The organism is Halorientalis marina (assembly GCF_023028345.1).
GTDB lineage: Archaea > Halobacteriota > Halobacteria > Halobacteriales > Haloarculaceae > Halorientalis > Halorientalis marina.
In genome coordinates, this window is record NZ_CP095487.1 from 1,131,465 (window position 1) to 1,152,673 (window position 21,209).

Consider the following 21,209-nt stretch of genomic DNA (forward strand, 5'->3'; position numbering starts at 1 on the left):
CCTGATACTTTTCGTTCGTTTTTCGACGCCGTCCCCCAGTGACGCCACCGGTGTTACCGAAGAGTGGCGACGCCGGCGCTCGTCGGCGTCGATATCCACCACCCACTCGAGAGAGCTCCGTCGCGCGGCTCTTTTGTCGCCCGGGGCCGAACGCCGGACATGGCTCGTACGGGACCGGTACGGACGCTGGGTCGTGTGCTCATCGCGCTCGGTATCACGGCGGTCGGAATCGTCGCCGCCTGGGGGCTGTTCGTCAGGTTTCCCGCGGACCTGACGGACCTCCTGGGCGTACTGGCCGTGCTGATCGCAGTCCCGCTCGCCCTCCGCGCGGGCGGGAGCGTGGCGTCGTCGGCACTGCCGGACTACAACGTGGCGGAGGTGACAGTCGAGGGGCCGATCACCCGCTCGGCCGGCGGTGGCGTCGTCCCGACGCCGGTCGGTGCGGACGCCGACGACGTCGTGGAGCAGATCGAGCGTGCCGACGCCGACGGGAGCGTGGACGCTCTCTTGGTGAAACTCAACACGCCGGGCGGCGAGATCGTCCCGAGCGAGGACATCCGGCTCGCCGCCGAGCGGTTCGACGGGCCGACGGTCGCGTACGCGACGGACGTGTGTGCGAGCGGGGGCTACGACATCGCGAGCGGCTGTGACGAACTGTGGGCGCGGTCGGGGAGCATCGTCGGCTCCATCGGCGTCATCGGCTCGCGGGTGAACGTCAGCGACCTCGCGGACCGGTTCGGGGTCAGCTACGAGCAGTTCACGGCCGGCGAGTACAAGGACGCCGGGACGCCGCTGAAGGACCTCTCGGAGGACGAACGCGAGTACCTGCAGGGGATCGTCGACGACTACTACGAGGACTTCGTCGACACCGTCGCCGAGGGTCGCGAGCTGGACCCCGAGACCGTCCGCGAGACGGAGGCCCGTATCTACCTCGGCGACGAGGCGGCCGAGATCGGACTGGTCGACGAGATCGGGGACCGCACGGCCGTCGAGACGCGACTGGAGGAGCAACTGGGGACGAGCGTCGCCGTCGAGGAGTTCGAGCCGGCGGCGGGACTGCGTGGCCGCTTGCGCGGCGGGGCGGCGACGGTCGCGTACGCCTTCGGTGCGGGGGTCGCGAGCGTCGTCGACGAGGCCGACGGGTTCGATTTTAGAGTGTGAGCCTGTCGGCTCCGATGGTTTTTATCCGTCGGGACATCAGGTACCGGTGTGACCACGCTGGTCGTGAGCATCGATCGGAGCAGCGGGCTTCAGGTCGAGCCACCCGTCGTCGGCTGGGAGGCGGTCCAGTCGCTGGTCTCGGAACTGGGCGTCGACGACCCCGAGGACAGCCGCGTGAACTGTGTCCTCGAAGCCCTGCGGGTGACCCGCGACCTCTCCGACGAGAACGAGGACGCGGTGGTCGCGGTCATCTCCGCCAGCGGCGAGTCGGTGTCGGCGGACCGGGCGGTGGCGCGACAGATCGATGACCTCGTGGCCGAGCACGACCCGGATTCGGCGGTCGTGATCGTCGACTCCGCCGAGGACGAACGGCTCGTCCCCATCGTCGAGAGCCGCGTCCAGGTCGACGCCGTCGACCGCGTCGTCGTCCGCCAGGCTCGGGACATCGAGTCCACGTACTACCTGCTCAAGCAGTTCCTCGCCGACGAGCAGTTGCGCAAAACCGTGCTCGTCCCCGTCGGGGTCGCCCTGCTCGCGTTCCCGGCCCTGCTGTTCGTCGCCGCGAGTCCGCAGGTGGCGCTGGCCGCCATCGCGGCCGTGACGGGCGTGTTCTTCCTCTACAAGGGGCTGGGAATCGACGCGTACCTCGCGGCCCTGCCCGGCGAGGTCCGGGACGCGCTCTACTCGGGGCAGGTGTCGCTCGTCACCTACGTCGTCGCCGCCGGGCTCGCCATGATCGGCGTCTTCGTCGGCGCGATCAGCATCTCGTCGATGGGCGACTGGCCCCCACTGATCGTCGGGATGCGCTTCGCCTTCGACGCGATCCCCTGGTGGACGGCGGCGGCGCTGGCCGCGAGCACGGGCCGCCTGCTCGACGAGATCATCCGCGACGAGCGGGTCCGCTCCGCGTACGTCAATCTCCCGTTCGGTGCCGTCGCGGTGGGACTCGTCGTCCGCGGGTTCTCCGCGTACGTCCTCGAACGCGCCGGCGTCTTCGACCCCCTCTCGATCCCGCCCGCCGACCTGGGCGCCGTCAGCATCGAGGGGTTCATGATCCCCCGCGGGACGCGACTCGCGCTGTTCATTTTCGCCGGTATCCTCATCAGCCTCATCGGTGTCCGCTTCGCGGCCTACTTCAGCGCCGCCAGCGTCGAAGAGGAACTCGTCGATCAGCAGTGACGGACCGCGGTCCGGAACCGGTGGCGGTAAATGCGCCCGTCGACTACCCGCGGCCATGACGACCGGCGCGTGGGTCAGCCTGTTCTCCGGCGGTAAGGACTCCTCGTGGGCGCTCTATCGTGCGCTCGAACGGGGATTGCCCGTCGAGCGCCTGGTGACCGTTCACCCCGAGGGCGACTCCTACATGTACCACGTGCCGGCGACGGACCTCGCCGCCCTGGCCGCCGAGAGCATCGGCATCCCGCTCGTCGACGTGGAACCCGACGACTTCGCTGCCGACGCCGCCACCGACTCGGGCCGGCAGGGCGACGCCGAACTCGAACCGCTGGAGGCCGCACTCCGGGACCTCGCCGACGAGGGCGGCGGTATCGCTGGCCTCACGGCGGGTGCCGTCGAGAGCGAGTACCAGACCTCGCGCATCGAGGCGATGGCCGACCGCCTCGACGCCGACCTCTTCGCGCCGCTCTGGCAGGAGGACCCCCGCGAACTCGCCGACGCGATGCTCGACGCGGGCTTCGAGATTCGGATCGTCCAGGTCGCGGCCTACGGCCTCGACGAGTCCTGGCTCGGGCGGACGCTCGACGCCGACGCCGTCGCCGACCTCGAAGCACTCAACGAAGAGTACGGCGTCCACGTCCTCGGCGAAGGTGGGGAGTTCGAGACGCTCGTGACCGACGGGCCGCACATGGACCGGCCGATTCGGCTGGAGTCCGACACCGAGTGGGAGGGGTCACGGGGTCACCTGCGGATCGAGGACGCGTGGCTGGAGTAACTGTCCGGCGAGCGACGAGAGAATGGTCGGGCCGCTACTGTCCGTTCGTGATGTGCGTGTGAGCGCCGATCAGCGCGCTCGCGAGGTCGAGGTTCTCGATGTGTGTTTCGGTATCGATGATCGAGCCGTGAACCTCGCAGTCGCGGATGGTCGCGCCGGAGAAGATGACCGAGTCCGCCACTGTGGAATCGACGACCTCGGCGCCGGGGAGGATGTGGACGTTCTCGCCGATCTCGGAGCCCTCGATAGTCGCGCTCTCGGCGATCAGCGTGCCGCCGTCGAGTTCCCACGCGACGGCTTCGAGGTAGCTCTCCGGCGTCCCGATGTCGTACCAGGCGTCGTCGAACGTGAAAGCGTGAACCGACTCTTCGCCCTGGAGCCACTGGATGAACCACCCCGGCTCGTCGGGGTTGTTGCCGCCGTCGAGGTACTCCGCGAAGCGGATGCTCTCGGCCGGGAAGGCGTAGCAGGCGATGGAGACGAGCGTGCTGTTGGGGTCGTCGGGTTTCTCCTGGAAGTCGACGACCTCGTCGCCGTCGAGTTCGACGAGTCCGTAGGATTTGGCCTTCTCCCGGGACCCCACGTCGTAGGCGGCCAGCGTCGGTGCCCCGCGCTCCTCGAAGTAGTCGAGGAACTCGGAGACGTGAAAGCCCATGAGGTTGTCGCCGGCGACCACGAGCAGGTCGTCGTCCACGTCCTCGCGCTCGACGAGCTGTGCGAGCGCGCCGACGACGCCGAACTTCTCGTCTTCCTCGGTCGTCTCTTCGATGGAGAGCTGGGGCTTCTCGTAGCCCTCCTCCGCGATGTGGGCCTCGAACTCCGACTCGAAGCGTTCGTTCGTGCTGACGTAGACGCTCTCGATGCGGTCGTCGGACTCCAGTTCACTCAGGATGCGGTCGATGACAGTCGTCTCGCCGACCGGGAGCAGCATCTTCGGCCTGTGTTTCGTGACGGGCCACAGACGCGTTGCGTAACCCCCGGCGAGGACCACAGCTTCCATGTCCGAACGGTCCACGCCTCGCGATAAGTTCTTTTTCATCCACCTTTTTTCGACTCGGGTGGCTCGCTTCGCTCGCCACCGCTCGCCGAAAAAACGTGGGCGAAAAAAGCGGCGACTCGGGCCGCCGGCCCTCGTCGCCGTCCGACGAACTTTTTCCGCCACCGCTACCGCCACCGACCCGCACCGCCTTGCACCGTCCAGAAGAAGTATGCCACTGGACACCAAACTGCCGGCATGCGCGAGGCGAAGGCATCGAAGACGACGCGTCAGCGCATCGCCGACCGACTCCGGACGGAAGCGATGTCCGCGGCGGCAATCGCGCGTGATTTCGAGGTCGACACCGCGACGGCCGTGAGTCACGTCGAACACATCGCCAAGTCGCTGGAAAACGAGGACGAACAGCTCATGGTCGCGCCGCCGACCTGCCGGGACTGCGGGTTCGAAGACTTCGACGACCTGCTCAACCGCCCCGGGCGCTGTCCCGACTGCAAGAGCGAATCCGTCGAGGAACCCGCCTTCCGAATCGCCTGACCGACCCGACGGCTACCTGCCCGCGGCAGCGACAGGGGCGTCGCCGCGTGAGTCGTCCACAACGTCCTGTCGCATGGTAAGATATACGACGGCCAGTCCGGGACATCGAACCGTGCGGGGGACGCTGGGTGCGGCGTGCAGGACGCTTCTGTTCGTCGCGGGAATGGCGCTGCTGTTCACCGGTATCGGGACGTACGCGTTTCCGTCGCTCGGGGCGGCCGTCGTCCCGGCCACGGGCGTCGAGGCCAATCCGAATCCGGCGGCATCCGGGGGTGGGCCGAGCACGCTCCCGTCCATCGCAGCCATCTTTCTCGGACTCCTCGTTGCCGCGGTTGCGCTGGCCGTCCCCGGCCGGAGTTCGCTCCCGCTCGTCCCCTACCAGCGGTACACGCGCCGCCAGCGCGCGACCGTCCTTTGCGGAGCCGCCCTCGTCGGTGTCGTCCCGACTGGAGTGTTCCTCGTCGTTCAGCGGATCCCGGATGTGGTGATCCTGTTCGTTCCCGCCGGGTTACTTGCCGTCCTCGGCGGACTGCTCGTCCTCGTCGGAACCGCCTGGGGACTCAGCTAGAACTCGAAGTTCGACTTCGAGGCGAGGTCGGTGGGGTCGGACTCCATCGGCCCGGGACGGACGAACTCGTAGTCCTCGTCGACGAGGAACACGTCGCCGTTCCGCGTCTCGATCTCGATGGTCTCCAGATACGCGCCCTCGCAGGGGCCGTAGGTGCAGACCCCGGTGTCCTCCTCGAAGTACGCGCCGTGGTTGGTACAGACGATTTCGCCGTCCCGCATCTCCGCGCCGGACCCCTTGTCGAGTTTGATGTGGGTAAAGTGCTGACAGTAGTTGAGCCAGCCGGCGATTCCACCGTCGGAGTGAGACTCCGACGAGGCCCCGTTCGCTTTGTTCCCGGGACCGTCCGCGAGGGCCACGAGGATCGCCTCCCGGTTTTCGCCGTCGTCGTCGCGGACGGTGAACAGAAACGAGGAGTCCTCGGGGACGTTCTCGACCGACGTGATTCGGCTCTCCGGTGCCATCGACGGGGGGTTGGAACTGGTACCGTTTAGGTCCTCAGGTTCACGCCGCACTGTCGGTCTCGTAGTGCCGTCGCTCGACGCGCTCGTCGAACAGGCGTCGGAGGAGTTTCGTCATGGGGCCGGTTCCGACCTCGATGCCGTCAACGGTATCGATCGGGCGGATCTCCCACGTGGTGTTGGTGACGAATCCCTCGTCGGCTTCCCGGAGGTCGTCGATCCCGTAGCGACCGGGTTCGACCGGGAAGTCCTCGCTCCGGGCGAGGTCGATCACCACGTCCCGGGTGACGCCGGGGAGGACGTCACAGTCCTCGCTCGGGGTCTTGAGGACGCCGCCGTCGACGAAAAAGAGGTTGCTCGTCGCCCCTTCGGCGAGGTGGCCGTCGACGGTCCGCAGGACGGCCTCGTCGGCACTGTAGGCGTCGGTCGCCGCCCGCCGGAGTTCCAACCGCGCGAGGACGCCTGTCAGGTAGTTGTGGGTCTTCGCCTCGGACGGCAGTGCGGCGCTCGGCGCCCGCCGGGTCTTGACCGTCTGGAGGACGGCGGGACCGTCCCAGACGGTCTGCTCCTCGGTGCCGCCCCGCGGGAGGTCGTCGACCTGCACGACGACCGTCGGGTCCACGTCGGGTTGGGGCGTGAGTTTTCCGGGCTGGACGCCCCGGGACACCGAGACCTTGACGTAGGCGTCCTCGAGGTCGTTCGCGGCGAGCGTCTCGCGGACCCGCTCGCGGAGGTCGGCGGGCGTGGCGTCGGCGAAGCCCAGGAGTTCGCAGGTGTTGCGCAGGCGCGCCTCGTGGGCGGGCCACTCGAAGACCGTGCCGCCGTAGGCGCGGAGCGTCTCGAAGGCGGCGTCGCCGTACATGAACCCGCGGTCGCGGACGCTGACGGTCGCCTCGTCGGCCGGTACCAGTTCGCCGTTCACGTGGTAGTCGTACATCGGTGACAGAAGGCCGCGATCAGTCGTTTGCCGGTGTCGGTCAGGATGCTCTCGGGGTGGAACTGCACGCCGTAGTGGGGCCGCTCGCGGTGGCGAACGCCCATCAGGACGCGGGGCTCGGTGTGGTCGCTCTTTCCATCAATTCCTTCGTGAGTGATCGTACACGCGGTCTCGACCAGGGACTCGGGGAGGTCCGCGCGCTCGACGGCCAGCGAGTGATACCGGCCGACCTCGAACTGTTCGGGGAGGTCGGCGAACAGCCCGTTTCCGTCGTGAGAAATGACCGACGGCTTCCCGTGGACGACGGCTTCGGCATGCCCGACCGGTGCACCGTTCGCGGCACACAGCGCCTGGTGGCCGAGACAGACGCCGAGCGTCGGATAGTCCCGTTCCGCGAACAGCGGCACCGAGACACCCGCGGACTGGGGGGTCCCGGGGCCGGGTGAGACGACGATTCCGTCGGGGTCGATAGCGTCCACGTCGTCCAGTGTGACTTCGTCGTTCCGACGGACGACGACCTCCCCGGCGCCGCTCTCGGCGACGACGCCCCAGTCGGGGTCGGTGACGACCTCGCCGACGTACTGGACGAGGTTGTAGGCGAAGGAGTCGTAGTTGTCGACCACGAGGACTCTCACGGTGACCCCTCCGAGTCCGTCCCGTCGACTGCGAGGTCGGCTCGGCGCCCCAGGGCCTCGTCGACGGCGGTGACGAGCGCGCGGGCCTTGTCCAGGGTCTCGTCGTACTCCCGTTCCGGGTCGGAGTCGTGGACGATGCCCGCACCGACCCGGAGGTGGTACTCGTCGCCGATACGGACCAGCGTCCGAATGACGATGTTCAGGGTGGCTCGCCCGTCGAAGCCGAAGATGCCGATGCTCCCGGTGTAGGGGCCACGGCGAGTCGCTTCCACCTCGTCGATGATCCCCATGGTCCGGGGTTTGGGGGCGCCGGTGATCGTCCCGCCGGGGAAGACCGCGGCGATGGCGTCCCCGAGGTCCACGTCCGAGCGAGCGCGCCCCTCGACTTCGGAGACGAGGTGCATCACTTCGGAGTAGCGGTCGACGCGGCGATACTCGCCCACTTCGACGCTCCCGTACTCGCAGACCTTCCCGAGGTCGTTGCGTTCGAGATCGACCAGCATCGCGTGCTCGGCTCGCTCTTTCTCGTCGCCCGTCAGGTCCCGTTCCAGTTCGGCGTCCGCCGCCGGTGTGTCCCCTCGCGGGCGCGTCCCCGCGATGGGTTCCGTGACGAGGCGGTCGCCCTCGACGTCGAGGAGGAGTTCCGGGCTGGCGCTGACGAGGTCCACGCCGGGGAACTCGAGCAGGGCGGAGTAGGGCGCGGGGTTGACGCGCCGGAGGGCGTCGAAGGCGGCGACGGGGTGGACGGCCGCGGGCGCCGTGAGCCGCTGGGAGACGTTCGTCTGGAACGTGTCCCCGTCGCGGACGTGCGCCTTGACGCTGCGGACGCGGTCGGCGAAGGCCGCCCGGCCGGGGTCGCTCTCGAAGGCCGCGCTGTCGGCGTCGACTGGCGGCGGGCCGACCGACCGGTCACCCTCGACGGCGCGGCGGGCGAGGGCCAGCGCGCGGTCGCGACCGTGGTCGTACGCGGCGTCGAGCGGCCGCCCTGTTTCGCCGGTGGGGTCGACGCGCGGACAGGCCGTGATCCGGAGGGTCGTCTCGCCGTCGCGTGGCTCCTTCCAGGCGGCGAGGCGGTCGTAGACGGCGAGCTGGAGGCGCGGGAGGGCACGGTCCCGTTCGGCATCGGTCGGGAGGTCCTCCAGGTCGCGTGCGATGTCGTAGGAGAGCCACCCGACCGCGCCACAGGGGTAGGGGACGTCACAGTCACCGCGGGAGAGCGTCTCGGCGTCGAGCCTGTCGGTCAGTGCGGCCAGTGCCGCCCCGTCGCCGGGACTGACTGCGAGGCGGTCGATGGGATCGACGCCGAAGTACCCCCAGCCGGGTTGGCCGCCCGTGGTTGCGAGGTACGCGTCGCCGCCGTCGCCGCGGCGGGCCCGGCGGTAGGCCTCGAAGGGGTCGGTGACCGTCACCCGGACTTCGACGGGGACGCGCGTGCCGGGGTCGAGACCGGTCGCGGCCTCGCGGAAGGCGTCCCCGTCGGTCACGACCGTCCCGGTCATCATCGAGGAGAAGGGGGAGCGAGAGTAACGGTCTTGCGGTTCTCAGTCCTCGCCGCGTGCGCGGTCGAGCCAGCGCCCGACGCGCTTCTCGGAGAGGTCGGTCTCGGCCGCGATGCCCTCCGCGTCCCGCGCGGCCAGGTCGCCGACCGTCTCGATGCCGATGTCGTTCAGGCGCTCGGCGTAGGACGGGCCGATGCCCTTGATGGTGTCGACGTGCTCGGCCGCGCCCTCGACATCGGACTCGTCCGCATCCTCGCCTTCGTCTCCGGTTTCGGGCTCGGTCTCGCTCGCCGTACCGGTCGACCCGTCGCCGTCCGTATCGGCGGTGTCCGTCTCCGCCGTCTCCTCGACTGTCGTCTCCGTCTCTGTCTCCGTTTCCGTCGTGGTCTCGGTGGCGACGCTCCCGTCGCCGGCCGCCGCCTGGGCGCCGGTCGCCGCCGTCTCGGCGTCGTCCGTCCCCTTGACCGCGGCCTCGCTCTCGGTCGCGGGGTCGTGTTCGACGGTCACGTCGACGTCACGCTGGCCGGACCCTGCACCCGACCGCGTGTCGGACCCGGAACCGTCGAGACCGATGACGGATTTCAACAAACTGAGCAGCCCCATGTGTCGGTATAGTTAGTCACCCTACTTAAAGCCGTGCCCGGAGCGCGTCGTTCATCGGTTCGGCCGGTGCGTCGACCCCGGTCCAGGTCTCGAACGTCTCGACGCCCTGATACAACAGCATCCACGCGCCGTCCACGGTCGTCGCCCCCGCGTCGGCGGCGTCCCGGAGCAGTCGCGTCTCGATTGGGTCGTACACCGCGTCGAGGACGGCGAGGCCGCCGTGGAGTGCGTCGGCCGGCACCGGCGACTGGTCTTCCTTCATCCCGACCGTCGTCGCGTTGACGAGTACGTCGGCGTCGGCCACCAGGTCCCCGAGCGTATCGAGGCCGTGGCCGGTCGCGTCGGGCACGTCGGCGGCGAGGTCGTGTGCCTTCTCCTCGGTGCGGTTCGCGATGGCGACGGTCATGTCGGCGTCCGCGAGGCCGAACGCGACGGCCCGGCCCGCGCCGCCCGCGCCGACGACGACGGCCCGGCCCGAGAGGTCGACGCCGTGGGATTCGAGCGCCCGCGTCGCACCGGCGGCGTCGGTGTTGTAGCCCGTCGGCGGGTCCGTCGCGAAGTCGATGGTGTTGACCGCACCGATGCGGTCGGCAAGCGGGGCCGGGTCGACCGCGTCGAGCACGTCCTGCTTGAACGGCACCGTGACGTTCAGTCCGGCCACGTCCAGCGTCGCGGCCGCCTCGACCGCCGCCGCGCCCTCGCCTTTCGGCGGCTCGAAGGTCACGTAGCGGGCGTCGATGCCGCACTCCTCGTAGCCGGCCTCGTGCATCGGCGGCGACAGCGAGTGTCCCACCGGGTTCCCGATGAGTCCGTACACGTCCATACCGGCCCGTCCGACGGGACCGACATAACCGCATCGCTGTCCCTCGAACGAGCGCAGGCTCGCCGGGTGCCACCACCCGGTTCCGCAAGACTCTCCTTTCGATGTTGTCTCACTCGGAGTAGTGACCCGAATCCGGCATCCACTCGTTGCCGTCGCCGCGACGGTCGCGCTGACGCTCCCGTGGGTCGGGGTTGCACTCACCGGGACGGGGTTGGGCTCCGTGTCGACGGTACTCGTCAGCGGCGTGGCGGTCCTCGGTGCCTCGTTCCTGCTCGCGTGGGGCGCCGAGACCGCCGAGAAGGACGTGCCGCGGTCGTTCGCCATCGCCGTGCTCGCGGTGCTGGCGGTCGCCCCGGAGTACGCCGTCGACGCGCTGTACGCCTGGAACGCCGGCGCGGGCGGCGCGACGGCACAGGCCTGTCAGGGGCTGACGGCCGCCCAGGTCGAGGCACAGGGGAGCCAGCTGGCTTCGGCCTGCCACGATGCCAACCTCGCTATCGCCAACATGACCGGTGCCAACCGCATCCTCATCGGCATCGGCTGGGCCGGGATCGCCGTGTTCACGGTCTGGCGGGCGGCCAAGACGCGGGACCCGGCGGTGCAGGACCGCGAAGGAATCCTGAGCGACGCCGTCCAGCTCGACACGGACATCGCGACGGAGATCACCTTCCTCTTTCTCGCCACCGCGTGGGCCTTCTTCGTCCCGCTCGGCGGTGGTATCGGCCTGTTCGACACGCTCTTTCTGGTCGGGCTCTACGTCGCGTACATCGGGCTCGTGCTCAAATCCGACATCGAACACAGCGAACACACCGTCGGCGTGCCGAAGTACCTCCAGGGATGGTCCCGGCCGTGGCGGCCCCTTGCCGTGCTCGTTCTCTTCGGGTACTCCGGGGCGATGATCTTCAGCGCCGTCGAGCCCTTCGCTCACGGACTGGAGGTCATCGGGGTCGAGAACGGCATCCCCGAGTTCTTCATGATCCAGTGGGTCGCGCCGCTAGCCAGCGAGAGCCCGGAGCTGATCGTCGTCGCCGTCCTCGTCAACAAGGCCCGGTCGACGGCCGGGTTCAACGCCCTCATCTCCTCGAAGCTCAATCAGTGGACGCTCCTCATCGGGACCATCGCCGTCGTCTACTCGCTCGCGCTGGGCGCCTACGGGACCCTGCCCTTCGACTCACGGCAGGCCGCCGAAATCTGGATCACGGCCGGCCAGTCCTACTTCGCGCTGGCGATCCTCTGTAACTTCGAGATCTCTATCCGGGAGTCCATCGTCCTCTTTGGCCTGTTCATCTCGCAGGTGCTGATCGAGTTCGCGATCATCCGTGATCTGGTCGCCTTGCCGATCTCCAGCACGGAACTCCTCTTCGCGTACACGGCGCTGTACCTGCTCGCCGGGACCGCGCTGTTCGTGCAGCGACGGGGTGCGCTCAAACACCTGTTCGGGCTGGCTGGCGACGCGATCCGGACCGCGTTCGGCCGTGAGCCCGTCCACTTCGAGGCCGATTAGGATGCTCGGAATCGTCGTCTCCCGCGCGGACCGCGCCTCCCAACACATCGGCGAGCACCTGCGTACCCTCGCCGACTGGACCGCCGAGGACGACCCGACCCGGCCCGACGCGGACGGGGGCGGTGCCGTCTACCGGACCGACGGCGCCGAACTCCGGACGTTCGACGCCCTGCACCTCTACCTGGACGGCGTCGCCGAGGCCTTCGGCGACATCGACGTGCTCGTGTTCGCCTCCCGGCACAGCGGCGAGACGGGGCCGCTGTTGACCGCCCACCACACGGGTAACTTCGGGCCGGCGGACCACGGCGGCGACCCCCGCGACCTCGCCCGGGCCTGCCCCAACGCCCACGCGGCCGTCCTCGACGCGCTCGCCGAGCACGCGCCCGATGGGTACGAGGTCGGCACGGAGTGTACGCACCACGGACCGTCCGACGTGGGCGCGCCGTCGATGTTCGTCGAGGTCGGGAGTGCCGAACCGCAGTGGGAAGACCCCGACGCGGCACGAGCGGTGGCACAGGCCATCCTCGACCTCCGCGGGGTCGACCCGGACCGACCGGACCACACGGCGGCCGACGACGGCGGCGATGGGACGGTCGACCGCTACCGGCATCTCGTGGGCTTCGGCGGCGGCCACTACGCGCCGCGGTTCGAGCGTATCGTCCGGGAGACCGACTGGGCGGTGGGCCACGTCGCCGCCGACTGGGGGCTCGATACGTTGGGCGCGCCGTCGGCGGCCGCCGACCTCGTCGCCCGTACGTTCGAGTCCAGTCGCGCATCGTACGCCGTCGTCGAAGGCGACCGGCCGGCGTTGATCGAGACCGTCGAGGAGCAGGGGTACCGCGTCGTGGGCGAGTCCTGGGTCCGGGCGGTCGACGGCGTTCCCCTCCCGCTCGTCGAACGACTCGAAGACGCGCTCGTCCCCGTCGCGGCGGGGCTCCGGTTCGGCGACCCGGCGCGGACAGCCGACCCGGACACGCCCCTACAAACGGTCGCGCTCCCGTCGGAACTGGTCGAGCGGACGGAGGGAATCGACGGCGAGCGGGCGCGTGCGGCGGTCGCCGACGTTGCACTCGCGTTCGAGACGCGGGCGAACGGTGCCCGCCTCGGCGACTGTGCGGTGCTTGTTTCCAGTGGAGATTCCGACCGGCTGATCGCTGGGCTGGTCGAGATCCTGACCAGTGCCTACGATTCGGTGGAGCGAACGGACGACGCCGTCGTGGCCCGAAAGACGGCATTCGACCCGGCGAAGGCCGCGGAACTCGGCGTTCCGGAGGGACCGAAGTTCGGGAAGCTGGCGGACGGCGAACCGGTCGATGTCAACGGCGATACTATCGACCCTGCCCAGGTGCGGTCGGAACGGGTCGAACGCTTCCCCTTGTAGTTTAATCCGCCTTTTCTTCGTCCGAAGGAACGTATGACGGAACGATGACACGAGGGGAAAAATAATTAATGCTGGTCCCCAATTCCCGATTTAAATATGGATTCGATTATCAACGACGCCATGGAGGATGCCGACGAGGAGCCGGACCAGCCCCGCGAGGAGGCCGCGAACGCGGGCGGATCGTCCGCGACGGACGACGTATCCACGTCGGGTCAGATGACCGACGAGGAACTGGCCGACGTCGTGGAGGATCTCGAAACGAAAATCACCGTGGTCGGCTGTGGCGGCGCGGGCGGCAACACGGTCACCCGGATGATGGAGGAGGGCATTCACGGGGCGAAACTCGTCGCGGCCAACACGGACGCCCAGCACCTCGCCGACGAGGTGAAGGCGGACACGAAGATCCTCATCGGGAAGAAACGCACCAACGGGCGCGGTGCGGGGTCGGTCCCGAAGATCGGCGAGGAGGCCGCCCAGGAGAACATCGAGGACATCCAGCAGTCCATCGACGGCTCCGACATGGTGTTCGTCACCGCCGGACTCGGCGGCGGGACGGGGACGGGCGCCGCGCCCGTCGTCGCCCAGGCCGCACAGGAGGCCGGCGCACTCACGATCTCTATCGTCACGATTCCCTTTACTGCGGAAGGCGAGCGCCGGCGCGCCAACGCCGACGCCGGCCTCGAACGCCTGCGCGCTGTCTCGGACACGGTCATCGTGGTTCCGAACGACCGCCTGCTCGACTACGCACCCTCGATGCCGCTGCAGGACGCGTTCAAGATCTGTGACCGCGTCCTGATGCGCTCGGTCAAGGGCATGACCGAACTCATCACCAAGCCCGGCCTGGTCAACGTCGACTTCGCCGACGTTCGGACCATCATGGAGAACGGCGGCGTCGCCATGATCGGCCTCGGCGAGTCCGACTCGGAGAACAAGGCCCAGGACTCCATCCGCTCCGCGCTCCGGTCGCCCCTGCTCGACGTGGAGTTCGAGGGGGCGAACTCCGCGCTGGTCAACGTCGTCGGTGGTCCCGACATGAGCATCGAGGAGGCCGAGGGCGTCGTCGAGGAGATCTACGACCGGATCGACCCCGACGCGCGCATCATCTGGGGCGCCTCCGTCAATCAGGAGTTCGAGGGCAAGATGGAGACGATGATCGTCGTCACGGGCGTCGAGAGCCCGCAGATCTACGGCAACAACGAGAGCGAGGCAGAACAGGCCGCCCAGAACCTCGGCGACGATATCGACTACGTCGAATAACGCTGCGGTCGCCGCTTCGATTTTTCTCCGCTCGTCGGTCGCATCAATAGATAGAAAAAGGGGGAGCGGATACACCACGCATATGCAAGTTCCGTACGACCTCACCTCCTACGTTCGGGTGCTCAAGCTCGCGAGCACGCCGTCGTGGCAGGAGTTCTCCCAGATCGCGAAGATCGCGGGAGCCGGCATCCTGCTGGTCGGCATCCTCGGGTTCATCATCTTCGTGTTCATGAGTTTCGTCCCCGGGTGATCTCGATGGGAATCTACGCAGTCAAGACCACGGCCAGCCAGGAACGCACCGTCGCGGACATGATCATGAACCGCGAGGAGGAGTCGATCCACGCGGCGCTCGCGCCCGATAGCCTGACCAGTTACGTGATGGTCGAGGCCGACGACGCGAGCGTCTTCGAGCGCATCCTCGACGAGATTCCACACGCAAACGGCGTCGTGCAGGGCGAGAGTTCGCTCGCGGAGGTCGAGCACTTCCTCTCGCCGAAACCCGACGTGGAAGGCATCGCCGAGGGGGACATCGTCGAACTCATCGCCGGCCCCTTCAAGGGCGAGAAGGCACAGGTCCAGCGCATCGACGAGTCCAAGGACCAGGTGACGGTCGAACTGTACGAGGCGACGGTCCCGATTCCCGTGACGGTTCGTGGGGACCAGATTCGGGTTCTCGACTCTGAAGAACGATAACACAGCATCCGGCGCGCGAAGCGCGCCGGTTCACTCCGCGCGAACGGAGTGAGCGCGGAGGTAGTTTTTCCCCAAGTTTTTGCAGGAGGGGGTGGGCGAGCAACGCGAGCGCACCCCCTCGTGTAAAAAGTGGGGTTTAGACACCACGCCCACTGCCTTCGAGGCGGTCGACGACTTCCTTGATATCGGCGTTTTCCTCGATGGTCTCTTTGATCTGTTCCCGGCGGCGTACCTCGTCGCTGGTGGCGTCGTAGGCGCGGACGTACTCCGCACGGGAGTGCTCCTCGAAGGCGTGACGGATGGCGAAGTAGCCGTCGGGGAGGACGGTTCCGCAGACGCGACACTCGATCCGGTCGTGCTCGGTCGCCTGGTGGAGGATGAGGTCCTCGACGCGCTCGAAGCGCATATCGTCGCCCTCGATGGCACACACCCAATGTGGCATTGTCGGCAGTGACGCCACACGGGGTTAAAACCGTTTCCCGGGCATCGACGGGCGGAAATCGGGGCCGCGGCCAACCAGAATCCATATGTCCCGACCGGCGGAAGGGACCTCCAGAATGGCCGGGTCGGACTCGACGGCGGGCACGCGTGTCGACATGCACGTGAAGATACTCGACGAGGCAGTCGTCGAACGGGCGAAAGCCCGCGGGCTGGACGCCCTCGTCTACGCGCCCCACTTCATGCGCCTGCCGGAGATCCGCGAGCGGGCGCGGCGCTTCTCCGACGAGGACCTGCTCGTGGTGCCCGCCCGGGAGCTGTTTACCGGCGACTGGCGGCGCCGGAAACACGTGCTCGCGGTGGGGCTGGAAGATCCAGTCCCGGACTTTCTGACCCTCGAAGGAACGATGGCGGAACTCGGGCGACAGGACGCGGCGGTGCTGGTGCCACATCCGGAGTTCCTGTCGGTGAGCCTGGACCGGGAAGCGATTCGGGAGTACACGGACGTGATCGACGCGGTCGAGATATACAACCCGAAACACTGGTCGTGGCAGAACCGCCGGGCGAAGGAGATCGCCCGCGAGGTGGACAAGCCGGCCTTTACCTCGTCGTACGCCCACCTTCGGCGGACGGTCGGCGAGGCCTGGACGACGTTCCACGACCCGGTCGAGAGCGAGGCGGACGTGGTCGATGCGGTGAAACGTGGGGCGTCCCGGACGATCCAGCGACGCGAAGGACTGCGGCACCGACTGCGGTGTAAACTGGAGTTCGCCCATCTGGGCTGGGAGAACACGTGGAAGAAGTTCGACCGGGTGTACCTCCAGGGGACGGAACCGACCCACCCGGGGCACATCGCCTACGGTGGGGCGTTCGACGACGTGCGGCTGTACTAGCTGCCGAACGCGACGGTTCCGTTGCCGACGGCCGCGGTGCCCCTCTCGAGGAGGCCGGCAGGGACGTACTCCGGGAGATAGAGCAGGACGACGGCGATGACGGCCAGCTCGAGGGCCGTGATGATGAGCATGACGAGGTTCGAGTAGGAACTGCTGACGGGGACGCCGAAGGGGAGGTCGAACTCCTTTTCCCAGGGGTACAGGAGAGCCAGGCCGCGTTTCGTCCCCATCAGGTCGAGGACGAAGTGGGTGGCGACGCCGATCCAGACGAACTGGAGGTTGCCGAAGAAGTAGGGGTAGGCCAGGAAGACGCCGAGGACGAGGAAGTTGTGGAAGGTCTTGCGGTGCTTGCCGAACGCCGAGTCCACGTCGGGAAAGAGCGCCCCGAGCGTGACGGGGATGATGACCTCCGCGATGGTGCGGAAGGTCGTCAGGTCGCCGGCTGGTTCGAGGATGTACCCGAGACCGATGCTCAACAACACGGCGTTCAGCACGTGCCCGTCTTTGTTCATCTACCGGCGACAGGAGCGGCCGATGGAAAGATTTTCTCCTGTGTCGTTGCCCGGACTTTCGGGGAGGTATCACTCTCACCGGCCCTGCGCTCACGGACGTCCCCTGGCGGTCACTTGACGGGGCTGTCCGGACGGCCCGGAAAATTCACGTATCGGTCGAGTACGGCCCGTGCGTCCTCGGTGACGGCGGTTCCGTGGTAGACGAGTGCGGCGTCGAACTCGTAGGCAAGCAGTCGGTCGAGGTTCAGTTCCGCCCGTTTCATGTCCTCGGCGTAGACGGCGGCGTGTGGCAGGAGATAGCCCGGCGGGAAGCCCCTGAGGTCGGCGCCCGAGAGGGCGTCGCCGGCGATTAGCACGCCGGTCTCCTCGTTCACGAGCGCGTGGTGGTCGGGTGCGTGTCCCGGGACGTGAATCGCCTCGAACCCGCCGATGCCGTCGCCATCGGCGTAGCGGTGCGTGGCGTCGTGATCGGTCGACAGGTCGGTCTGTTCGGGGACGTACGTCTCGACGTCGTAGCGGTCGACGACGGCGTCGTACCCGCCGACGTGGTCCGGGTCGCCGTGGGTGAGGACCAGTCGCTCCGGGGTCAGGCCCGTGGCGGCGATCTCGTCGAACAGCGCGTCGGTCGTGTCGGCGAATCCGGCGTCGAACAGCGCGGGTACGTCGTCGTCCACGAGGTACGCGCGGTACCGCCGTCCGTGCTCGTCGTCACGCACCGTGAGGTCGTGAACGCCGTCCACGATTTCGGTCGGCATGGCCAGAGTCGTCGAGAGCGGACTGTAAATACGTTCGGCTCCGCCGGTGGGTCCGCGAACGCGGTTCACTCGTCGGCGTCGGCGCCCTCGCGCTCGTCGACCTGCGCGAGGAGGTCACGGAGGGCCTGCCGGGCGGCCCGTTCGCGGACGGCCGCGCGGTCGCCGTCGAACTCGTAGCGGGCCACCGTCGTCGTCGACGACTCGCTGCCCCAGGGACCGGCGTAAGCGACGCCGACGAACGCCGTACCGACCGTGGTCTCGGCTGAACCGCCGTCGGGGCCGGCGACGCCGGTGGTGGCTAGCCCCCAGGTCGCGTTCGCGGTGTCGCGGGCGGCCCGGGCGATGTCGCCGGTGACGGGCTCGCTGACGACGCCGTGGGCGTCGAGCCGTTCGCGGTCGAGCGCGAGCAACTCACGGAGCGAGTCGTAGGAGTACGGCACGAGCGCCCGGTCGAGGTACGCGCTGGCGCCGGGTCGGTCGGTGAGGAGGGCGGCAACGAGCCCGCCGGTCAGTCCCTCAGCGACGGCGACGGTCTCCTCGCGGTCGGTCAGGGCGTCGCCGACGCGGCGCTCTATCGGTGAGTCCTCGGCGAACTGGTGCATGGGGGAGCGGACGGCCCGACCGGGTATGAAAACACCGCCGACCGGGGACGAGTCGCTCGCACTCGTCCCCCGAGCTCCCGCGCGTCGGGCGCTCTCTCAGGCCGTGAGTTCGCGCGCGTCGAACCGCTGACGGTTCTCCTCGCCGACGGCCTCGACGATCAGTTCGGGGCCGCGGTGGGAGAGGGCCTCGACGTCGAGGATGCGCTCGACGGACCAGCCCTGCAGGCGCATGAGCCCGTCCTCGTCGATCTCGACGAACGTCCGGGGCCGCTTCCCGGCATCGATTGCCCACTCCTCCCCGCCGAACTCGAAGTCGTCGCCGCCGCCCGAAGCGTAACTGAACACGACCTGGTACTGCTCGCGGGACTCCTCGGCCCGGTCGTGGTCAACGCGGCTGTAGGTCTCGAAATCGAAACCGAAGTGCCGACACCACTTCCGCAGGTACCCCTCGTGGAAACGCTTCGTTTTCGACCCTCTGCCCGTCGTCCAGACGATATGCTGAGGGGACGGCTTGTTTCCGAGTGCCGGTGTTTTCATAGCTGAAAATTGGAGTGGTATCGGCAATAAGCAGATTGGCCGTCCCTCTACATTACTGTCTGACACGACTGGGTAGAAAGACACTCGTTTCGGGCGGTCCGAGCGCGAGTATGGACTACGAGGAGCCGCAGTTCTTCCGTGTGATGCAGTATGCGGACGCGGCCGACCGGGACGTCGTCGACATGGTGAGCGGGAACCCGGACTGGGAGCCGCCGGCGGCGCTGCGGTCGGCGCTTTCCGACTACGCCGAGGCCGACCCCGCCGAGTTCCAGTACCCCGCCAGCGAGGGGCTGTCGGCGCTTCGGGCGGAGATCGCCGAGCGCCGTGGCGTCGATACCGAACAGGTGATCGTCACCAGCGGGGCGGGGGAGGCCAACCACCTCGCGACCGTCGAGGGGCTGGACCGCTTCCCCGGCGACGAGGTCCTGCTGACCGACCCGGTGTACCCGTACTACGCCGGTCGGGTGAACCTCCTCGGCGCCCGGAGCCGGTACGTTCCCGTCGAGCCGGACGGCCAGCTCGACCCCGACCGCGTCCGCGAGGCCGCCAGCGACGAGACGGCCGTCGTCGTCGTCAACAGTCCGAACAACCCCACCGGCGCCGTCTATCCCGAAGCGACGATGCGGGACCTCGTCGCCGTCGCCGAGGCGCACGACGCTCTGCTCGTCAGCGACGAAGTGTACGACCACTTCGATTTCACCGGCGAGTTCGCCAGCGCGCTCGCGGTCGACTCCGCGCACCGCGTCGTCACCAACTCCTTCTCGAAGTCGATGGCGATCACGGGCTTTCGGGTCGGCTACGGGGTCTACCCCTCGGAACTGGTCGAACGGGTCGCCACTCGACATATGCTGACGAACGTCACCGCGAGCCGCCCGGCCCAGTACGCCGTCTACCGTGCGCTCCGCGAGACCGGTCCCGAGTACTATGCGGAGAATCGGCGTCTGCTCGAAGACCGCGTGGCCGCGTTCACGGACGCGCTTGACGACGCCGGTGCCGAGTACACCGACCCCGGCGGGAGTTTCTACGTCATGGCGCGCTTCGAGGGGTTCCCGGGGACGATGGCGAACGTCGAGCGCCTGATCGACGAGGCGGGCGTCGCGGGGATGCCCGGCGAGGCATTCGGCGAGTCACGCGCCGACTGGTTCCGGTTCGCGCTGGTGACGCCGCGGGCCGCCGAGGCCGCCGAGCGCCTGGCCGACTACTTCTAGACCGTCGCTTCGGTGTGTCGTGCCGGGAGGAACGCGAATATCGCGACCGAGGGGAGCGTCAGCACCGCGAGGCCGATCATCGCGAGGTCGAACTGGCCGGCGTCGGCGAAGACGCCGACCGCGACCGAGCCGGTCGAGCCGAGCGCGAAGAAGGCCGTCCGTACGAGGCCCCACGTCGTCCCCTGGACGGCCGGCGGGATGGCTGCGACGACGTAGGCGTTGACGACGGGCCCGACCGCCAGCCGGACCCCCATCGGGACCGTCAGCAGACCGAGCGCGAGCGCCCCTTCGACGTAGGGGAGGGCCACGAGCGGCGGGATGCCGAGGAGTGCGATGGCGACCAGCACCCGCCCGTGGCCGTAGCGGTCGGCCGCCCGCCCGGCGACGGACTGGAACGCCGCCCCCGCCACGAACAGCACCGCGAACAGCGCGCCGGCAGTCCCCGCCGTCAGTGCCTTCCGTTCGACGAGGTACGTCGTGTAGAAGGCGGTCAACCCCTGGAAGGTAAAGAGCATGAACGCGGCGCCGACGGCCGCCACGAGGACGGTCCGTCGGGTCGCGGCGTCGACGACGGCACCGACCGTCCTGCCGCCGTCGGTCGCCGCCGGACCGTCGGCCGAGTCGCGGCGCTCGCGGTTCGGGACGGCCCACCAGACCCCGGCCGCGAGGACGAAGAACGCGGGCGCGAAGGCCGCGAGCGCGACCTCCCAGCCGGCCCAGCCGGGGAACAGGTCGTCGGCGCGATTGCTGAGTTGCGTGGCGACGAACGGGAGCGCCGCGGCGCCGACGCTCCCCGCGGCCAGCGTCAGGCCGAACGCCGCGCCGTCGTTCTCCCGGAAGGTGTTCGAGAGGACCGTCCCCCGCGGCGGGCCGAACAGGCCGGTCCCGAGGCCGAACAGCGAGGCCGCGAGGAGAAAGACGGCGAAACTGGGCGCGAACCCGAACGTGACGAGACTGGTGCCGGCGACGAGCAGACTCGCCGTCAGCAGGCGCCGCTCGCCGACGCGGTCGACCATCGTGCCAGCGGGCAGTTGCATCCCGGCGTAGGTGAGCCAGATCAGCGTCACGGCGAGGCCGGCCGCCGCGTTGTCGACGCCGAAGGTGTCCTTGACCTGTGGCAGCAGGGCGGGGATGACGAACCGGAGTCCGAGCGTGACGAACCAGCCGGCGGCGACCGTCGCCAGCACCCAGCCGCGACCGCCGCCACGGAGCGGGGCCAGTCGGGCCAGCGCCCCGGTCGCTCCGTCGTCACCGCTCATC

25 protein-coding genes are annotated in these 21,209 nt (G+C 68.6%); 12 read left to right on the top strand and 13 right to left on the bottom strand.

Going from position 1 to position 21,209, the window contains the following annotated elements; genetic code table 11:
* Positions 1 to 159: 159 nt before the first annotated feature.
* From sppA to MUG96_RS05780, 3 genes are read left to right on the top strand one after another with little or no spacing between them, the layout of a single operon-like run.
* Positions 160 to 1,161 (top strand): signal peptide peptidase SppA, encoded by a 1,002-nt coding sequence (gene sppA, locus MUG96_RS05770; protein WP_246987342.1) that lies wholly within the window; start codon positions 160 to 162, stop codon positions 1,159 to 1,161.
* 48 nt (positions 1,162 to 1,209) lie between these two features.
* Positions 1,210 to 2,340 carry a DUF373 family protein gene (locus tag MUG96_RS05775; protein WP_246987344.1) on the top strand — a complete coding sequence of 377 codons (1,131 nt, stop codon included), beginning with the start codon at positions 1,210 to 1,212 and terminating at the stop codon, positions 2,338 to 2,340.
* A 55-nt stretch (positions 2,341 to 2,395) separates the two neighbouring features.
* Positions 2,396 to 3,112: a diphthine--ammonia ligase gene (locus tag MUG96_RS05780; protein WP_246987346.1), complete on the top strand. Its 717-nt coding sequence runs from the start codon at positions 2,396 to 2,398 to the stop codon at positions 3,110 to 3,112.
* A gap of 34 nt (positions 3,113 to 3,146) precedes the next feature.
* Here the strand turns inward: MUG96_RS05780 and MUG96_RS05785 are convergent, their stop codons facing one another.
* Positions 3,147 to 4,112, bottom strand: coding sequence for a nucleotidyltransferase family protein (locus tag MUG96_RS05785; RefSeq protein WP_246987348.1), 966 nt, complete (start codon positions 4,110 to 4,112; stop codon positions 3,147 to 3,149).
* Between the two features lie 234 nt (positions 4,113 to 4,346).
* Between MUG96_RS05785 and MUG96_RS05790 the strand changes: the two genes are divergently transcribed.
* Together MUG96_RS05790 and MUG96_RS05795 are read left to right on the top strand one after the other, a co-directional pair.
* Positions 4,347 to 4,643 (top strand): transcriptional regulator, encoded by a 297-nt coding sequence (locus tag MUG96_RS05790; protein WP_246987350.1) that lies wholly within the window; start codon positions 4,347 to 4,349, stop codon positions 4,641 to 4,643.
* Positions 4,644 to 4,755: 112 nt separating this feature from the next.
* Entirely contained in the window at positions 4,756 to 5,211 is a 456-nt protein-coding gene (locus tag MUG96_RS05795; RefSeq protein ID WP_246987352.1) for a hypothetical protein, read from the top strand.
* Here MUG96_RS05795 and MUG96_RS05800 read toward each other — a convergent pair.
* From MUG96_RS05800 to MUG96_RS05825, 6 genes are read right to left on the bottom strand one after another with little or no spacing between them, the layout of a single operon-like run.
* Positions 5,208 to 5,675: a Rieske (2Fe-2S) protein gene (locus tag MUG96_RS05800; RefSeq protein WP_246987355.1), complete on the bottom strand. Its 468-nt coding sequence runs from the start codon at positions 5,673 to 5,675 to the stop codon at positions 5,208 to 5,210. The two genes, MUG96_RS05795 and MUG96_RS05800, sit on opposite strands and share 4 nt — an antisense overlap.
* A gap of 40 nt (positions 5,676 to 5,715) precedes the next feature.
* Positions 5,716 to 6,609, bottom strand: coding sequence for an aminotransferase class IV (locus MUG96_RS05805; protein WP_246987357.1), 894 nt, complete (start codon positions 6,607 to 6,609; stop codon positions 5,716 to 5,718).
* Positions 6,591 to 7,244 carry an anthranilate synthase component II gene (locus MUG96_RS05810; RefSeq protein ID WP_246987358.1) on the bottom strand — a complete coding sequence of 218 codons (654 nt, stop codon included), beginning with the start codon at positions 7,242 to 7,244 and terminating at the stop codon, positions 6,591 to 6,593. Before MUG96_RS05810 ends, MUG96_RS05805 begins: the two co-directional genes overlap by 19 nt.
* Positions 7,241 to 8,746 (bottom strand): aminodeoxychorismate synthase, component I, encoded by a 1,506-nt coding sequence (gene pabB / locus MUG96_RS05815; protein WP_246987360.1) that lies wholly within the window; start codon positions 8,744 to 8,746, stop codon positions 7,241 to 7,243. The genes MUG96_RS05810 and pabB overlap by 4 nt, the downstream gene beginning before the upstream one ends.
* Positions 8,747 to 8,785: 39 nt before the next feature.
* Positions 8,786 to 9,346: a helix-hairpin-helix domain-containing protein gene (locus MUG96_RS05820; protein WP_246987362.1), complete on the bottom strand. Its 561-nt coding sequence runs from the start codon at positions 9,344 to 9,346 to the stop codon at positions 8,786 to 8,788.
* 25 nt (positions 9,347 to 9,371) lie between these two features.
* Positions 9,372 to 10,169: a shikimate dehydrogenase gene (locus MUG96_RS05825; RefSeq protein WP_246987364.1), complete on the bottom strand. Its 798-nt coding sequence runs from the start codon at positions 10,167 to 10,169 to the stop codon at positions 9,372 to 9,374.
* Between the two features lie 121 nt (positions 10,170 to 10,290).
* On the opposite strand from MUG96_RS05825, the gene MUG96_RS05830 reads away from it, so the two are divergent.
* The 5 genes from MUG96_RS05830 to MUG96_RS05850 all read left to right on the top strand — a co-directional run bounded on the left by MUG96_RS05830 (position 10,291) and on the right by MUG96_RS05850 (position 15,004).
* Positions 10,291 to 11,673, top strand: coding sequence for a calcium:cation antiporter family protein (locus MUG96_RS05830; protein WP_246987366.1), 1,383 nt, complete (start codon positions 10,291 to 10,293; stop codon positions 11,671 to 11,673).
* A gap of 1 nt (position 11,674) precedes the next feature.
* Positions 11,675 to 13,054: a D-aminoacyl-tRNA deacylase gene (locus tag MUG96_RS05835; RefSeq protein WP_246987368.1), complete on the top strand. Its 1,380-nt coding sequence runs from the start codon at positions 11,675 to 11,677 to the stop codon at positions 13,052 to 13,054.
* Between the two features lie 96 nt (positions 13,055 to 13,150).
* Positions 13,151 to 14,311, top strand: coding sequence for a cell division protein FtsZ (ftsZ, locus tag MUG96_RS05840; RefSeq protein WP_246987370.1), 1,161 nt, complete (start codon positions 13,151 to 13,153; stop codon positions 14,309 to 14,311).
* 82 nt (positions 14,312 to 14,393) lie between these two features.
* Positions 14,394 to 14,561: a protein translocase SEC61 complex subunit gamma gene (locus tag MUG96_RS05845; protein WP_246987372.1), complete on the top strand. Its 168-nt coding sequence runs from the start codon at positions 14,394 to 14,396 to the stop codon at positions 14,559 to 14,561.
* Between the two features lie 5 nt (positions 14,562 to 14,566).
* Positions 14,567 to 15,004, top strand: a complete 438-nt coding sequence (locus tag MUG96_RS05850; RefSeq protein WP_246987374.1) for a transcription elongation factor Spt5 — start codon at positions 14,567 to 14,569, stop codon at positions 15,002 to 15,004.
* 136 nt (positions 15,005 to 15,140) lie between these two features.
* On the opposite strand, the gene MUG96_RS05855 is transcribed toward MUG96_RS05850, so the two are convergent.
* Complete coding sequence (locus MUG96_RS05855; RefSeq protein ID WP_246987376.1) at positions 15,141 to 15,446, bottom strand: DUF7565 family protein; 306 nt, start codon at positions 15,444 to 15,446, stop codon at positions 15,141 to 15,143.
* A 154-nt stretch (positions 15,447 to 15,600) separates the two neighbouring features.
* Here MUG96_RS05855 and MUG96_RS05860 point away from each other — a divergent pair, with 154 nt between their 5' ends.
* The gene (locus MUG96_RS05860) at positions 15,601 to 16,335 is read left to right on the top strand and encodes a PHP-associated domain-containing protein (protein WP_373222106.1); all 735 of its coding nucleotides are present in this window, start codon (positions 15,601 to 15,603) and stop codon (positions 16,333 to 16,335) included.
* On the opposite strand, the gene MUG96_RS05865 is transcribed toward MUG96_RS05860, so the two are convergent.
* The 4 genes from MUG96_RS05865 to MUG96_RS05880 form a co-directional block, all read right to left on the bottom strand.
* A complete protein-coding gene (locus tag MUG96_RS05865; protein WP_246987380.1) occupies positions 16,332 to 16,847 on the bottom strand; it encodes a metal-dependent hydrolase in 516 nt (171 codons plus the stop codon). The genes MUG96_RS05860 and MUG96_RS05865 overlap by 4 nt on opposite strands.
* A 110-nt stretch (positions 16,848 to 16,957) precedes the next feature.
* On the bottom strand, positions 16,958 to 17,602 hold the full coding sequence (locus MUG96_RS05870) for an MBL fold metallo-hydrolase (RefSeq protein ID WP_246987382.1): 645 nt from the start codon (positions 17,600 to 17,602) through the stop codon (positions 16,958 to 16,960).
* A 65-nt stretch (positions 17,603 to 17,667) separates the two neighbouring features.
* A complete protein-coding gene (locus MUG96_RS05875; RefSeq protein ID WP_246987384.1) occupies positions 17,668 to 18,204 on the bottom strand; it encodes a CinA family protein in 537 nt (178 codons plus the stop codon).
* Between the two features lie 96 nt (positions 18,205 to 18,300).
* Entirely contained in the window at positions 18,301 to 18,741 is a 441-nt protein-coding gene (locus tag MUG96_RS05880; protein WP_246987387.1) for a hypothetical protein, read from the bottom strand.
* Positions 18,742 to 18,851: 110 nt separating this feature from the next.
* On the opposite strand from MUG96_RS05880, the gene MUG96_RS05885 reads away from it, so the two are divergent.
* A complete protein-coding gene (locus tag MUG96_RS05885; protein WP_246987389.1) occupies positions 18,852 to 19,949 on the top strand; it encodes a pyridoxal phosphate-dependent aminotransferase in 1,098 nt (365 codons plus the stop codon).
* On the opposite strand, the gene MUG96_RS05890 is transcribed toward MUG96_RS05885, so the two are convergent.
* Positions 19,946 to 21,208, bottom strand: a complete 1,263-nt coding sequence (locus MUG96_RS05890) for an MFS transporter (protein WP_246987391.1) — start codon at positions 21,206 to 21,208, stop codon at positions 19,946 to 19,948. The two genes, MUG96_RS05885 and MUG96_RS05890, sit on opposite strands and share 4 nt — an antisense overlap.
* Between the last annotated feature and the right edge of the window lies 1 nt (position 21,209).

What these genes read in the sequence shown, in the direction of transcription:
- sppA (WP_246987342.1), top strand. Translation starts at nt 160, where the DNA reads ATGGCTCGTACGGGACCGGTACGGACGCTGGGTCGTGTGCTCATCGCG.
- MUG96_RS05780 (WP_246987346.1), top strand. Translation starts at nt 2,396, where the DNA reads ATGACGACCGGCGCGTGGGTCAGCCTGTTCTCCGGCGGTAAGGACTCC.
- MUG96_RS05785 (WP_246987348.1), bottom strand. Translation starts at nt 4,112, where the DNA reads ATGGAAGCTGTGGTCCTCGCCGGGGGTTACGCAACGCGTCTGTGGCCC.
- MUG96_RS05790 (WP_246987350.1), top strand. Translation starts at nt 4,347, where the DNA reads ATGCGCGAGGCGAAGGCATCGAAGACGACGCGTCAGCGCATCGCCGAC.
- MUG96_RS05800 (WP_246987355.1), bottom strand. Translation starts at nt 5,675, where the DNA reads ATGGCACCGGAGAGCCGAATCACGTCGGTCGAGAACGTCCCCGAGGAC.
- MUG96_RS05805 (WP_246987357.1), bottom strand. Translation starts at nt 6,609, where the DNA reads ATGTACGACTACCACGTGAACGGCGAACTGGTACCGGCCGACGAGGCG.
- pabB (WP_246987360.1), bottom strand. Translation starts at nt 8,746, where the DNA reads ATGATGACCGGGACGGTCGTGACCGACGGGGACGCCTTCCGCGAGGCC.
- MUG96_RS05820 (WP_246987362.1), bottom strand. Translation starts at nt 9,346, where the DNA reads ATGGGGCTGCTCAGTTTGTTGAAATCCGTCATCGGTCTCGACGGTTCC.
- MUG96_RS05825 (WP_246987364.1), bottom strand. Translation starts at nt 10,169, where the DNA reads ATGGACGTGTACGGACTCATCGGGAACCCGGTGGGACACTCGCTGTCG.
- MUG96_RS05835 (WP_246987368.1), top strand. Translation starts at nt 11,675, where the DNA reads ATGCTCGGAATCGTCGTCTCCCGCGCGGACCGCGCCTCCCAACACATC.
- ftsZ (WP_246987370.1), top strand. Translation starts at nt 13,151, where the DNA reads ATGGATTCGATTATCAACGACGCCATGGAGGATGCCGACGAGGAGCCG.
- MUG96_RS05845 (WP_246987372.1), top strand. Translation starts at nt 14,394, where the DNA reads ATGCAAGTTCCGTACGACCTCACCTCCTACGTTCGGGTGCTCAAGCTC.
- MUG96_RS05850 (WP_246987374.1), top strand. Translation starts at nt 14,567, where the DNA reads ATGGGAATCTACGCAGTCAAGACCACGGCCAGCCAGGAACGCACCGTC.
- MUG96_RS05855 (WP_246987376.1), bottom strand. Translation starts at nt 15,446, where the DNA reads ATGCCACATTGGGTGTGTGCCATCGAGGGCGACGATATGCGCTTCGAG.
- MUG96_RS05860 (WP_373222106.1), top strand. Translation starts at nt 15,601, where the DNA reads ATGCACGTGAAGATACTCGACGAGGCAGTCGTCGAACGGGCGAAAGCC.
- MUG96_RS05865 (WP_246987380.1), bottom strand. Translation starts at nt 16,847, where the DNA reads ATGAACAAAGACGGGCACGTGCTGAACGCCGTGTTGTTGAGCATCGGT.
- MUG96_RS05870 (WP_246987382.1), bottom strand. Translation starts at nt 17,602, where the DNA reads ATGCCGACCGAAATCGTGGACGGCGTTCACGACCTCACGGTGCGTGAC.
- MUG96_RS05875 (WP_246987384.1), bottom strand. Translation starts at nt 18,204, where the DNA reads ATGCACCAGTTCGCCGAGGACTCACCGATAGAGCGCCGCGTCGGCGAC.
- MUG96_RS05880 (WP_246987387.1), bottom strand. Translation starts at nt 18,741, where the DNA reads ATGAAAACACCGGCACTCGGAAACAAGCCGTCCCCTCAGCATATCGTC.
- MUG96_RS05885 (WP_246987389.1), top strand. Translation starts at nt 18,852, where the DNA reads ATGGACTACGAGGAGCCGCAGTTCTTCCGTGTGATGCAGTATGCGGAC.
- MUG96_RS05890 (WP_246987391.1), bottom strand. Translation starts at nt 21,208, where the DNA reads ATGAGCGGTGACGACGGAGCGACCGGGGCGCTGGCCCGACTGGCCCCG.